Annotated in this window: 13 protein-coding genes; 2 read left to right on the forward strand and 11 right to left on the reverse strand. The window is 45.0% G+C overall.

What is annotated here, in order from left to right; genetic code table 11:
• Nucleotides 1–32 precede the first annotated feature (32 nt).
• From HFD99_RS02965 to HFD99_RS02985, 5 genes are all read right to left on the reverse strand, one after another.
• Nucleotides 33–1,364 carry a PhoH family protein gene (locus HFD99_RS02965; protein WP_019688036.1) on the reverse strand — a complete coding sequence of 444 codons (1,332 nt, stop codon included), beginning with the start codon at nt 1,362–1,364 and terminating at the stop codon, nt 33–35.
• Between the two features lie 301 nt (nt 1,365–1,665).
• A complete protein-coding gene (locus HFD99_RS02970; RefSeq protein ID WP_123797400.1) occupies nt 1,666–2,727 on the reverse strand; it encodes an LCP family protein in 1,062 nt (353 codons plus the stop codon).
• 125 nt (nt 2,728–2,852) lie between these two features.
• Complete coding sequence (gene typA, locus HFD99_RS02975; RefSeq protein ID WP_016821562.1) at nt 2,853–4,694, reverse strand: translational GTPase TypA; 1,842 nt, start codon at nt 4,692–4,694, stop codon at nt 2,853–2,855.
• A 294-nt stretch (nt 4,695–4,988) separates the two neighbouring features.
• On the reverse strand, nt 4,989–5,480 hold the full coding sequence (locus HFD99_RS02980) for a hypothetical protein (protein ID WP_016821563.1): 492 nt from the start codon (nt 5,478–5,480) through the stop codon (nt 4,989–4,991).
• A gap of 162 nt (nt 5,481–5,642) precedes the next feature.
• A complete protein-coding gene (locus tag HFD99_RS02985) occupies nt 5,643–6,302 on the reverse strand; it encodes a TerC family protein (RefSeq protein ID WP_025365349.1) in 660 nt (219 codons plus the stop codon).
• 217 nt (nt 6,303–6,519) lie between these two features.
• On the opposite strand from HFD99_RS02985, the gene HFD99_RS02990 reads away from it, so the two are divergent.
• Nucleotides 6,520–7,215: a TerC family protein gene (locus tag HFD99_RS02990; protein ID WP_019688039.1), complete on the forward strand. Its 696-nt coding sequence runs from the start codon at nt 6,520–6,522 to the stop codon at nt 7,213–7,215.
• Nucleotides 7,216–7,283: 68 nt separating this feature from the next.
• Here HFD99_RS02990 and thiI read toward each other — a convergent pair whose 3' ends face one another.
• The 6 genes from thiI to HFD99_RS03020 form a co-directional block, all read right to left on the reverse strand.
• Nucleotides 7,284–8,510 (reverse strand): tRNA uracil 4-sulfurtransferase ThiI, encoded by a 1,227-nt coding sequence (thiI, locus tag HFD99_RS02995; protein ID WP_123797401.1) that lies wholly within the window; start codon nt 8,508–8,510, stop codon nt 7,284–7,286.
• A 1-nt stretch (nt 8,511) separates the two neighbouring features.
• Nucleotides 8,512–9,660 carry a cysteine desulfurase family protein gene (locus tag HFD99_RS03000; protein ID WP_123797402.1) on the reverse strand — a complete coding sequence of 383 codons (1,149 nt, stop codon included), beginning with the start codon at nt 9,658–9,660 and terminating at the stop codon, nt 8,512–8,514.
• 155 nt (nt 9,661–9,815) lie between these two features.
• Entirely contained in the window at nt 9,816–10,514 is a 699-nt protein-coding gene (locus HFD99_RS03005; RefSeq protein ID WP_016821568.1) for a lytic transglycosylase domain-containing protein, read from the reverse strand.
• 163 nt (nt 10,515–10,677) lie between these two features.
• Nucleotides 10,678–11,073, reverse strand: coding sequence for a hypothetical protein (locus tag HFD99_RS03010; RefSeq protein WP_016821569.1), 396 nt, complete (start codon nt 11,071–11,073; stop codon nt 10,678–10,680).
• 41 nt (nt 11,074–11,114) lie between these two features.
• Complete coding sequence (locus HFD99_RS03015; protein ID WP_025365350.1) at nt 11,115–11,342, reverse strand: DUF1540 domain-containing protein; 228 nt, start codon at nt 11,340–11,342, stop codon at nt 11,115–11,117.
• A gap of 189 nt (nt 11,343–11,531) precedes the next feature.
• Complete coding sequence (locus HFD99_RS03020) at nt 11,532–12,038, reverse strand: YpuI family protein (RefSeq protein ID WP_016821571.1); 507 nt, start codon at nt 12,036–12,038, stop codon at nt 11,532–11,534.
• Nucleotides 12,039–12,223: 185 nt separating this feature from the next.
• Here HFD99_RS03020 and HFD99_RS03025 point away from each other — a divergent pair, with 185 nt between their 5' ends.
• On the forward strand, nt 12,224–14,104 hold the full coding sequence (locus tag HFD99_RS03025) for a S8 family peptidase (RefSeq protein ID WP_123797403.1): 1,881 nt from the start codon (nt 12,224–12,226) through the stop codon (nt 14,102–14,104).
• Nucleotides 14,105–14,153 lie beyond the last annotated feature (49 nt).

Consider the following 14,153-nt stretch of genomic DNA (forward strand, 5'->3'; position numbering starts at 1 on the left):
AGGTCTTCATTATTTGTAATAACGATCAGGGATTATAACAGATCAGCTGCCAACTGCGCGAGCTTGGAGCGTTCTCCTTTTTCCAACATAATATGTCCGCTAATCCCTTCTTGCTTAAACCGCTCCACCACATAGGTCAAGCCATTACTGGCTGCATCTAGGTAAGGATGATCAATTTGCTCCGGATCTCCCATCAGAATGATTTTACTTCCCTCACCTACCCGAGACACAATCGTTTTGATCTCATGTCGGGATAAATTTTGCGCCTCATCGATAATAATAAATTGCCCAGGTATCGAACGTCCGCGAATATAAGTGAGCGCCTCCACCTGAATACTGCCCAAGCCCATCAAAATTTTGTCGATATCCCCAGATTTTTTGGCATCAAACAGATACTCCAGATTGTCGTAGATTGGCTGCATCCAGGGGCGAAGCTTTTCTTCCTTTTCTCCCGGTAAATAACCGATATCCTTGCCCATAGGAACAACAGGCCGAGCAATTAACAGTTTCTTGAAGCGATGCTCATCCTCTACTTTAAGCAGCCCCGCCGCCAGTGCCAGTAGCGTTTTGCCTGTACCTGCTTTTCCAGTAATCGTCACAAGAGGGATATCATCATTAAGCAAAAGCTCCAATGCCATCCGTTGTTGAGCATTACGCGCGCTGATTCCCCACACCGATTCGTTACTTAAGTACAAAGGTTCTAATCGCTCTGCCTCCTGATTTACTTTCAGCAGTGCTGATTTTCCAGTGCCCATTTCATCTTTCAAAATAACAAATTCATGTGGATACAGCGTATAAGGTAGTTTCAGTGGTTTGATTGGTAAAAAACGGTTAGAGTAAAATTCATCTATGATGGACGGATGCACCTGTATCGCCGAGTATCCGGGGTACAACTCACTTGGATCACCTGTTCTATCGGATAGGTAGTCTTCAGTCAGCAGCCCCAATACATCTGCCTTGATTCTGACCAATACGTCTTTACTAACCAACACCACTGAACGCGGATCAGATTGCTCCTGTTCTTCCAAATGATAATTTAAAGCAACTGCCAAAATCCGGTTGTCGTTCGAAACTTCCCCGAACATCTCCTGGACTTTCAAAAAACTCCGGTGGTTTAACTCAACCTTAAGCCTTCCCCCTTGGGGAAGTGGAACGCCGCTGTGAAGATGCCCCACTTCTCTCAACCCGTCCAACAATCGCGATACATTACGGGCATTCCGTCCAATCTCATCCGCGTTGCGTTTTTTGGAGTCGATTTCTTCCAGAACAACAGCTGGAATAACAACTTCATGTTCTTTGAAGGTAAAAATGGCTTTCGGATCATGCAGTAGCACATTCGTATCCAGCACAAAAATTTTCTTCATTAAATCCCCTCCAAAGCGGCGTGGACAATCTCATGTTTCATACCTATACCTATTCACTGGCTACCCAATACTTGCTGATTCCCTGAAAAAAGAACCCCAAAACAGCATAATGCAACGAAAAGTGTAGCTGAAGATAGCCTCAGAGCCTGTACATTTTTAAAATTAGACACAAAAGGCCCAGTGATTGCTCACTGGACCTAGACTGGGTTCACTTTAAATTTAGACATACCTCAACCCCCTTATGCTATATAAGAGCTTTACTCGCTGCGAGTATAACATAAGCGGGGAAAAAGATACATACTCAGGAATTGGAAGAAGATTCAGTGCTGTCGCTTGCTTTTTTGGCTAATTCCTCTTGTAGCGCTTGTTTGGCCAAATCGAGCTGTTGCTCATCAATGTACACATAAGGGCTACGCCACGTTCCTGATACAGGATTGTATTTTACATTTTGCTTGGAAATATTCCAATAGGTTTGTACGATATTTTTCATTTGCTGTGACTCGATATCAGTCATCATATTCTTATCAACCGATTTAATAATTGCACTAAATTTGGTCAAAGCATTAAAGGATTGCATTTGGTCAATTAGGGAATGAAGCACCTGATTTTGTCGACGATTGCGATCAAAGTCGTCAGATTCTGCCGTTCTCGGACGACAATTCGACTTGCGGTAGCGAACAAAATCAAGAGCTTGGTCACCGTTCAAATGCTTGGCCCCAGCTGTCAAGTTAATATCGGTGCCATCAGCACGGTCTCGATAACACATATTTTTATCAACCGTTACATCTACGCCACCTAGATTATCTACAACATCTCTAAAGCCCTGGAAGTTAATAACCGTTACATAATCAATATTAATGTTTAAATATTTGCCGATCATCTTCTTCATTTGCTCTTCAGCAACTTCACCAGAGTCTTTCTCTCTAGCCTTAAACACCGGATAATACTCATTCAGCTTGCGTGGTTTATACCCATCCATTTCTAGACGCGTATCACGAGGCAAGGACACAATGGTAGACGATTTTGTACTAGGGTTCAATGTAGCTACCATAATAACATCTGACAAATACGTCGGATGGTCAGGGCGATAGTCGGTTCCAAGCAATAAAATAGTCAAAGGCTTAGCCTCAGCCAGTTGCGTTTTGGGCACTTCCTTGTTGATTCCAGTATCCAAAACTTCCTCTACCTGATTGTAAATATAGTAGGTATAACCACCTGCTGCCAAGATACCTATAATGAGTAGAAATAAGACAAACTTCATAAACGATCTGAAAAAGCTTTTTTTCTTTTTCGTTTTTTTCGGTTTGGCGGATTTTTTCCCGCTTTGTGTCCGGGGAGGCAATCCATTCGAAAGATTACTCATGCTTCAACACCTTTTCCTGCGTTTTGAGAAATATAGCTTTCTCCAAGTTTACAATCCTAAAACACATACAGCGGCGCATCCCATTTCCGGGCGTCGCCGCTGTGGCCAAAGACCAATCCTATGAATTAACTATTTGCTTGTGCTGTTTTACGTTGTTTCTCCGCACGCTCGCGCTCACCTTTGTTCAAGATCTTTTTACGCAAACGAATGGATTTAGGAGTGATTTCACAATACTCATCATCATTCAGGTATTCAAGCGCCTGCTCCAGAGAGAAGATAACAGGTGTTTTTAATTTAACTGTATCATCTTTTGTTGCGGAGCGAACGTTTGTCAATTGTTTTTCCTTACAGATGTTAACGACAATGTCGTTATCACGGGTGTGCTCACCAACGATCATACCCTCATAAATTTCAGTCCCTGGCTCCAAGAACAAAATACCACGATCTTCTACGCCCAGCATACCATAAAATGTAGAGGTGCCGTTTTCCGTGGATACGAGTACACCTTGATGACGTCCACCTACTTGACCGCCAACAAATGGTCCATAGCTGTCAAATGCATGGTTCATTACACCGTAGCCACGAGTCAAAGTCAGGAAGTTTGTAGTGTAACCGATCAAACCACGTGCAGGGATCAGGAATTCCAAGCGAACCTGTCCAGTACCGTTATTAATCATGTTGACCATTTCGGCTTTACGGGAGCCCAGGCTTTCCATAACTGCACCCATGCTTTCTTCCGGAATATCAATGAGGAGACGTTCGATTGGCTCCATTTTTTTACCGTCAATTTCCTTAACGATAACTTCCGGTTTGGACACTTGCAGTTCGTAACCTTCACGACGCATGTTTTCAATCAGGATTCCCAAATGCAATTCACCACGTCCAGATACAATAAAGGCATCCGGGCTATCGGTTTCATCAACACGCAAGCTGACATCTGTTTCGAGTTCTTTCAGAAGACGCTCACGCAATTTACGAGATGTTACCCACTTACCATCGCGACCTGCGAATGGACTGTTGTTAACCAAGAAGGTCATTTGCAGTGTAGGTTCATCAATTTTCAGTACAGGCAACGCTTCAGGATGATTTGGATCGGCAATGGTTTCACCAATGTTGATGTCCTTAATCCCCGCGATCGCCACAATGTCACCAGCGCCTGCTTGATCGGTTTCAATCCGTTTCAGTCCTTGGAAGCCGAACAACTTCTCAATACGCGCTGATTTACTGCTGCCATCACGTTGGATAACTGTGACCGCTTGTCCCTGCTTGATGATACCGCGGTTCACCCGACCTACTGCAATTCGGCCCAGGTATTCGTTATAGTCCATCAGTGTTACGAGGAATTGAAGAGGCTCATCTACTTTCTCAGTTGGAGATGGAATATGCTCTACCACTGTTTCGTACAATGCTTGCATGTTGTCATCTTGCTTTTCAGCATCCAAGCTGGAGGTTCCGTTCAGTGCCGAAGCGTACACAACAGGGAATTCTAATTGATCATCATTTGCACCCAGCTCGATGAACAGATCCAGTACTTCGTCAATGACTTCTGCTGGACGAGCTGCCGGACGGTCAATTTTATTGACTACAACGATAGGCGTCAGATTTTGTTCCAGCGCTTTACGCAGTACGAATTTCGTTTGCGGCATGCAGCCTTCGTAAGCATCAACGACGAGCAAAACGCCATCAACCATTTTCATGATCCGTTCCACTTCACCACCAAAGTCGGCGTGTCCCGGTGTATCTACAATGTTAATCAGGTAATCTTTGTAAGTGATAGCTGTATTTTTAGCCAAAATCGTAATACCGCGTTCACGTTCCAGATCGTTGGAGTCCATGGCGCGCTCCTGAACAGCCTCGTGTTCTCTAAATGTTCCAGACTGTTGAAGCAACTTATCGACAAGTGTCGTTTTTCCGTGGTCGACGTGGGCAATAATCGCAATATTGCGAATGTTCTCTCTTGCATGCATGGTTTGTATCCATATCCTTTCCGTATATCAAAATAGTGTCTCTATCCTGAAGCAATGCTCATTCAAGGCTAACAATCGTTCTTTAGGCCCACTCCCTGCCAGCCTTCTATAATGTTTCAGGCTTTATACAGACAGCTTCTCTCTCCGATTCGCGTGAAAACCTTAAAATAAGCGTCAGAAATCATTCCGACGCTCTTTTCATATCCATTATATTATAGTAGAAATATGTCATAAAGCAAGACATTATTGCCTGTTCCGTAATTTACCGCCATGAAATCTGCACAGCTTGTCGGTTTACCAGTTGCGTTTGCTACGGTTGTTTATGACCAACCAGATTCCAGCTCCAATCAGCAAAACGGCAATAATATACATGATGCCTGTACTTAGCAAGGTAATAATTAATAATAGCACCGATATCAAGCCTAATAGCACGCTCCCTGTGTATACATTGCGAGATAGCGAAATATCATTAATGGCATACTCCCATAATCCAATCGCCACACCTAGAAGGAACATAGGCCATAAGTAAACCATTAAATGCCATCCCCAAGTATTGCAGAGAAAAAAGAGGAAGCCGTATACCGACAAAATCCCTGCCGGCAGCAACATAAAGGGTGATACCTTGCGCATCATATACATTGCATGCAGCACGATTCCAGGTATTAAAATCAGCAAGGGCCAAAGGTTGCGTCCCAAGAAGGAGAACGTCCCCAATTTCCCCAACAAAATAATCAGTCCTACGGCAACAATGCCTACTCCGATCATACGCTCTTTTCCGGAATTCATCGTGGTCTCCTTTGTTTGCTGGATTTGTTTTTGAGTCATTAAATGTAGTTATTTTTAAGTACACTTTTATGAATATAGAGTTTTTACAAAAACCGAGCAAACTCCCCGGCATCTGCAAAACCCTATGTCTAGTTTAGCCGATGTTTTCCAAAAAAACCACGTTCAAATATGACGGGTCCGTAGCTGTCGATATATTCCTGCAATGACAACCGCTACGGCCAGCAAGAGCGGTAACCATGCATGTATAACCTCACCCATGACTGCTAACCATATGCCCAATTTGGGATCACGCAGTAGCATTTCTCCTGCCGTAAAGGCCAGAATGGCAGATCCCAGCAGAACAAGGATCGGGAATCGATGAAGCCAGATTGCTATCACATTGCTGCCCCAGACGACAATCGGAATACTAATTGCGATACCAATGACTATAATAGCAATGTCCCCATTGGCTAGAGCTGCAATAGCTAATACGTTATCTAGACTCATTACAAAGTCTGCTACTAATATCACTTGTATTGCCTTCCAAATGGTTGTTTCCGCTCTTACTCCTACATGATCATCATTCTCATACAGCAACTTGAATGCAATCCATAACAGAAGTAAACCGCCCGCCGCCTGAATAAAAGGTATGCCCAGCAAAATAACAGCTACAAAAGTCAACACACAGCGCAGAAGGACCGCACCGACTGCCCCCCACCATATTGCTTGACTTCGCTGCCTTGCAGGCAAGTTTTTGCTCGCCATGGCTATAACAACTGCATTATCACCGCTTAGCACCAAATTAATCATTAATATTTTCAATAGCAAAATGATATGCTCCATATGTACAAACACCCCCATCCTACATGTATGCGAAATCGGACGAGGCTATGCTTGCAGGCATTTCAAATAAGTCATCATTTATTAATAACTGATATCCAATTTGTTGAGTATATACCTTGAATTCAATAACAAACAGCAATATAATGAATCGTATTTCCGAAAAACGGGTATTAACATAAACAACATGCAATGTTTTTGATGATGTTTAATCAGGGAGATGAGAACGATTGACATGTCTGTACTTCAGTTCTTTTGGCTATTGCTTAATGTAATATTTATTGACCTTCTACTCGCAGGAGATAATGCGATTGTAATTGGGCTTGCCGCCAGAAAGCTGCCTCCTGCAATGCAAAAAAAAGCGATTCTATACGGCACCGGGGGTGCCCTTCTCATCCGCATAGCAGCCACTATTGTGGTACTCTGGTTGCTCCAAGTACCGTGGTTGTTACTCATTGGGGGTATGATGCTAGTCTGGATCGCGTATAAGTTGCTTGTGGACCAAGAGGATCATGCTGAAGTTAAAGCAGGCACAACTCTATGGGGTGCTATCCGCACCATTATTATCGCCGATGCGGCAATGGGTCTGGACAACGTGATTGCTGTTGCTGGCGCGGCCCAGCAACATTTGATACTTGTAGTGCTGGGCCTGTTAATCAGTGTGCCGATCGTTGTATGGGGAAGCACTCTTTTTATCAAGCTGATCAACAAATTCCCCTGGATCATCTATTTAGGATCGGCTGTGCTTGGTTATACGGCCTCTAATATGATCACTGAAGAACGTAAGCTGGCACCATACTTTACGGAGCATCCGGCGCTGCGTATCTTGTTTATTGCCACCGTTATGGCTGGCATTTTGCTCACAGGGTATCTTCAAAATCGCAGAGCAGTATCCCGTCGAGAAAAAGCCATCTGAAAGAGGTTCAAAAGAACCTCACCCAAATAAAAGCAGACCCCAACATTGTTGCGGGTCTGCCTTTTTTATTAAAACCAATCTTCCTGTATAACTTCCTCTTTACGCCCCTCTACAGCTCCACCTGCCTCAAGGACAACCGTCTCCGTTGTAGCTACAGCCTGATCGATCAAAGCATTTAAATCCCGGATAGAGGCTTCAATCTTCTGCACTACCCACAAATTCGGATTGGTCGTGGGAGATTTGGGAACAAACAATGTACAGCAATCCTCATACGGGAGAATGGATAAATCGTAGGTGCCAATTTGCTTAGCGATTTCTGTGATCTCCTGCTTATCCATCATGACGAGAGGTCGCAGCAAGGGGAGTTCCGTCGAACGACCAATCACATTCATGCTGGGTAGCGTTTGACTAGCAACTTGACCCAGACTGTCGCCCGTCACGAGTGCCAATGCTCCTTCACGCTCTGCCAGCATTGTTGCAATTCGCAGCATAGACCGCCTCATTAGCGTAATAATCAAATTATCCTGCCCAGTGCGAGTAAAGGCCGTCTGCACCTCTGTAAACGGCACAAGGTGGATTTTGATTCGGCCCGCGTAGCCTGCTAATACTTTTGCCAAATCAATAACCTTTTCTTTCGCACGCTCACTTGTAAATGGATAGCTATAAAAATGTACACATTCGATTTCCAAGCCTCTACGCATGGATGACCATCCTGCTACCGGACTGTCAATTCCACCGGACAGCAGCAGCATAGCTTTGCCGTTCGTCCCTAACGGAAAGCCCCCTACAGCCATAATAACATCACTAAAAATATATGCCGCCTGCTCTCTTACCTCCACACGCAGCTCAATATTAGGTTGACGTACATCGACCCTCAGCGCCGGAAAATTCCGCAATAGAGGAGAACCAATTAAATGATTCATCTCTTGTGAAGAATGGGGAAACTCCTTCCATACTCTGCGGGCATTTACCTTGAATGTTGTTCCCTCGTCTACGTTCAGCTCATGCATTAAAGCTACAGCCGTCTCAATGATAGCATCCAACTCAACAGGAGCCATTTTGACAGGACTAATCGTCGTGATGCCAAACACCTTTTGCAATACTTGAATGATCTGTTCATAAGGCTCTCCCCCGAGAACCACATAAATCCGTCCAAATTCCTTGCGCAAAGAGGCACCTGGAAAAGGCTTAAGCAGCAGTTTTACGTGTTTCAGTACAGCCTTTTCAAAACGAGCACGATTCTTCCCTTTTAATGTAAATTCGCCGAAGCGAAGTAACAGCATATCATAGTGCATTTTAACGTTTCCACCTTTCAAGGGATTCCAGCTTGGCTACAGCCTGTCGAAGTGCGAGTATGAGCTCGTCGATATCCTGTTCCGTATGTTCATCACCAAAGCTGATACGAATGCCGCCGGCTGCTTCTGCCTCATTGCGGCCCATCGCCAGCAGTACCCGGCTGGGCTCGGCTAATTTTGAAGAGCAAGCCGATTTGGTGGACACTGCCACACCCAATTGCTCCAGCGTATGCAGCAGTACCTCGGCCTTCATACCCGGATACGAAAAGTGGACAATATGCGGCGCTTCTTTCCCACTGTTCAGCCGCAGTTGAGGGATTGTTTTCACTTCTGCAACCACCCGTTCTCTCCACTCGATCATGCGCCGTGCAGTCTCTGCTTGTCGTTCGCCCGCCAGCCGTACCGCCTTAGACATACCGACAAGCAGTGGTACATTTTCGGTACCCGCACGAACCCCTTGTTCCTGAGAGCCGCCACTAAGCAGTGGGAAAAGCTCTATCCCCTCCCGAACGAATAGCAACCCAGCACCTTTGGGTCCACGCAGCTTATGCGCCGAAAGGCTGTACAGATCAGCTTGCCAGTCTCGGATATCAACCGGCAACTTTCCAAACCCCTGTACACCGTCAATATGAAATAGGACTCGGGGGAACCGCTTTTTCAGCGCAGCTCCGATATCATGTAATGGTTGCACTCTTCCCGTCTCATTATTGACATGCATGATACTGACTAAAATCGTATCTTTACGAACAGCTGCACAAACCTGTTCGGCAGTCACATGACCTTCCTCATCCACAGGTAAAAAAGTAACCTCAAATCCCAAATTTGTTAGCTGTTTGCATGCTTCATACACAGACGGATGCTCTGTCGATACAGTAACGATATGTTTGCCTCTGGTCTGATACTGCAAAGCTGCTCCCTTAACGGCAAGATTATTACTTTCCGTTGCCCCCGATGTGAAGACAATCTCCGAAGGAGATACTCCCAAAGATGCAGCGCATACTTCGCGCGAGCGCTTAATCAACTTATCCGCGTCCTCTCCATACCGATGCATGGAAGATGGATTGCCATAATGGCGTCTCATTACCTCGGCAACGGTTGTAATCACCTCTTCAAAAGGCGGAGTTGTCGCGGCATAATCAAAATATTTCATCAAACTCCCCTTTCTGCCCCACAACTGCTACAACAAAAAAAGACCAAAACAGGGAAAGGCCGCTTCATTACAGCGACACCCTTTCCCCATATTGATCCTGTCTGCGGACCTAATCGAATTGAAATTACGCACTTTTATGCTATAAGCTATAGGGCTTAGATGGTATATTTTTCACGTGCATTCTGAATTTTGGAAATATATCTTTGCGTTTCTACCGGAAGCTTGTCCAGTACAGACATCAACTGCTCATCACTACTTACTCCAAGCCGCTGCACCCGTCCAGGACCTGCATTGTACGCAGCCAGCGCCATATTTTCCTGTCCGTTAAAACGTTTAATCTGGTAAGACAAATAGCGTACGCCAGCATCAATATTTTGTGCAGGATCATAGGGGTCACTAACTCCCAGACCTTGAGCTGTAGCATCCATCAACTGCATAAGTCCTTTGGCTCCGGCCGAAGAAGTAACCGATGGATTAAATGAAGATTCCGTATCAATAACTGCTTTAATCAAAGCTACCGGAACGCCGTATTTCTGACTTGCCTCATTAATCAAACTATCATACGCTGTAGCTTTTGTAGGTCCGTCCGTTGCCGCATTGGAAGAAGCTGGATATACTGCCAATGGTGAAGCCGTTCCCCTCGAAGGTCCCAGTTGAAGCCAGAGCAAGCCGTTTTCATCTCTGGTAACATCGCCTGAATTTTCTTGAGTGACAGCATCATCTGTTTCCAGCTGACCTACTTGTTCCAGCAATCCAGAAAAAGCATCCGCTGTACCCGTCTGGGTCGTAGCACTCATATTATTTAACAGCTGCATGTCTAACATGGATTTGGACACGCGCGGATCAATTTGCATGTGGTGTTCCCAACTTTCTATAGTTGTTATATCCCAAATAGCTTGTCGTTATTGCTATGATACAACTTTTTACTATGTACTTCCATACTTTTTAATGAAAAAAAGCTCCGTTTCTGTCGAAAAGACAGCGGAGCTAAGATATCGGAACCTTTACCCAACAGGGTTAGCGCACAAACGGGATAAAAGCAAAATAACTCAAGGTTGCCAATGCGCCAAGACCAATCGACCAAATACCGGTTGTTTTACTGCCATTTACATAAGCAAAAAATCCTAAAACTGCCGCAATGGGTCCCAGCACAATAGACCACATAAACAATGATGCGATACCAGCAGCCAGCCCAATATAGCCGGAAATACGACCACTATTGTTTATAACCTGCTCTTCACCCTTGTTCTCATGTTTGGTCACAACTGGCGAGCCAGGAGCAACCTCTGCGGCATATTCCTCACGATGATGGCGGCGCTTGGCAGAGCGCTCCTGAACGTGACGAGGATAATCTACACGTTCACGGCTAACATGCTCTTCATTCTTATGCTTATCGTTTTCATGATCTTCCATAATTCCTGCACCTCCAAATGGAAATGAATCGCGTAATAAATCTAGAGAGACTTCGGCTTAAAGGTGTGGCAACAGGTTGCAGCAGACGTTGCAGCCTTATCACGTTCTTCTGAACTAAAGCTTTCCCCCGCATATTCTTCTTTAAATTTTTTCCCGGCATGACCATCTACTTCAATCATGATCAAATCTGCCTTGCAAAAGTTGTTTTCTCCCCAATAATGGCAATTGGCTACACTGCACTTTACGATTGGCTTGGCCTCTTGGCTCATGATCATCACCTCGGATTCATTGTCCCCCCGCTCGTCTGCACCTATGCGTTCATGGCATATGGCAGTTGGTGACATACGAAAAAAGCCGCTTCCCTTCGTCTCCTCCAAACTGGCAGGAAACAAGTAGAAAACGGCTTGCTTGTCTTGTTTTGAGTTTTTGATTAGAAATGAATTTCTGGATTGAATGCTTTAGGCATGAGTACGACGAGTCTGCATCCGGCGCTGTGTCAAATAATCACTTTCATAATAAGTCAGATCATCACGCAATTCTTCAAAGTTTTTCGTAATGTCCATGATCACTTCGCGTGCGGCTGGCACTGGCGTTTTACGGAAGCGGATAGCATCTTGTCCCGTATAAGCATAGCGTCCGTCCTCTGCGTAAGATTCATTTTTGGGATAAAAAAAGCTGTTCACGCAGTCATGGTATACGTTATACAATGCCTTTTCCGCAAAATCGACGTCAAAGTTGGCACGGCGCAAAGCCACACCCAGCTTTTCATAGGATACTTCGGAAAAAACAAGGACATGGCGGAGATCCGACAAAAAACCTTTGTAAAAAAGTACGGACTCCTCATTGCCATCCACAGCCAGCTGCGGCAGAGCATGCTCATTGAGGAATGTTTCCACACGTTTTACGGCAGTTTTCAGTCTCTCCTGCGCCGACTCACATAATTTTTGTACGTTGACTGCTGACATCAAGGCAGCTCCCCCTTATTTGTTGCTTGTTCATCAATTTGGTTACCCGAAAATAGTCCCTTCTAACCGAAAGAGCTGTAATTTTCAGTATTTATCCTACCACAAATAAGCATTGAAAGGTATAAAAACATGCCAACCTCCTCACGCTAAACCATAAATTTATGAATACTTAAGGAGGACGGTCCATGTCTCGGCGAAAATGGTTAAAACCCCTGCTTGGAGCAGCTGCCGGGGTGCTTCTGATCACACTGATGCTGCCTTCACGCGATCACCGCCACACACCACAGCCCGAATATACGACCAAGATGGTACCACAGCAGGAGAAGCAGCTTAAAAAAGGAATGTTGGCTTTGGACCTGTCCGCTACAGATACCCTCACACGGATGGACGCAAGACAGGATATTCAATACGTAATGCGGGAGCTGAATGGTAAAACTGCCGATCAGAAAAGACAGTTCACCCACACATTGCAGCAATCACACAGTCATCTTCATACGCTCCAGTGGATTCACATTAGGGACGGAAAGACTAACACCTATACAGGTAGCAAAGCACAGACAAGTCTGCTGAGCCATCCTCAAATTCAAAGCAGCTTGGCTGCAGCTCGTCGTTCTGTCATGCAAAATAAATCCTATGAATCCGCTGCTTTTCAGGTGGAGGACGGTAAATATTTCGTCATGGCTGAACCATCGGCTGATGGAACATGCGGCGTTGCTGCTCTAGTCAGTCAGCAAGTATTGCGTGACGTGGAGAAGCACCAGCGCAAAAATTTGCGTTTAATTCCCTATCCAAAAGAAGGTAGCTACAAAATCGAATCCGTACATCCCGACACATTGCACGATATCACGGTCAAAACGGGACACGACAACGAAAATGCAAGCCATTATTTTGAAAACGAAATTGTCGTTCGCTTCCGTCACAATCCTGATTCACGACAACTGCAGGAAATTGCAGCAGACTTACACTGTGAGCCAGGTCGCAAGCTTGGTTATACTTATGTATTTCATTCGGATAAGATGAACTTTAAAGAGCTAAAGCAATACTTTTCACGAAAGTGGAATCCACTTTATGCTGAGCCTCACTATATGTATCTGACTAATGAGAAAGCACCTATCAAAGCGGACAGCTCTATTCCTAATGATCTGCTTTTTTCTCGCTATCAATGGAACCTGCCTGCTACCGAAACCAACAGAGGTTGGAAACTAAGCAAAGGCAGCAAGGATGTAATTGTCGCGGTTGTAGATACGGGAGTGGATTTGGATCATCCTGATCTAAAAGGTCAAATTCTTTCAGGGCATAACGTGGTCAACCCGTCTGAAAAGCCTTATGATGACGTCGGTCACGGAACGCATGTCGCTGGCATCATTTCTGCGCTCGTAAATAACGGTGAGGGAGTCGCCGGTATGACGTGGTACAACAAGGTCATGCCGATCAAGGTACTTGACCAATCTGGCTCCGGTACGACTTACTCGGTTGCAGAAGGTATTATATGGGCAGCTGATCACGGGGCCAAGGTCATCAATTTGAGTCTCGGCAACTATGCACAAGCTTCATTTTTGCATGATGCAATCAAATACGCTTATGACAAAGATGTTGTATTAGTTGCAGCCACAGGCAATGATAATACGGAGCGACCTGGTTATCCAGCAGCATACCCTGAAGTATTTGCCGTTTCTGCTACAGATTCTTCTATGCACCGCGCATCCTTTTCTAACTACGGCGATTACGTGGACGTCATGGCTCCAGGTGCAAGTATTGCCAGTACGTATCCAGGGAATCAATATGCTGCGCTGTCGGGTACTTCAATGGCCAGTCCACATGTATCAGCGCTAGCTGCCCTGATTCGATCCATTAACCCTGATCTAACCAATAAAGAGGTAATGGATTTAATGAGAGACAGCGTAATTGATTTGGGCACACCAGGACATGACAAATATTTTGGGTATGGTCAAATCGACGTGTATAAAGCATTGAAAGCAGCACAACGTCCGTATGTTCCCCTGCAATTCTATCCACAGCATTTCAGTGACAAGTTAAAATCCCTATTGAGGAAACTGGAAGCCTAGGATACCCCAGAAAAAGCAGCCATGTTGCTCCATGGCTGCCTTTTTAGGC

Source organism: Paenibacillus sp. EKM301P, assembly GCF_011800295.1.
Classification (GTDB): domain Bacteria; phylum Bacillota; class Bacilli; order Paenibacillales; family Paenibacillaceae; genus Paenibacillus; species Paenibacillus polymyxa.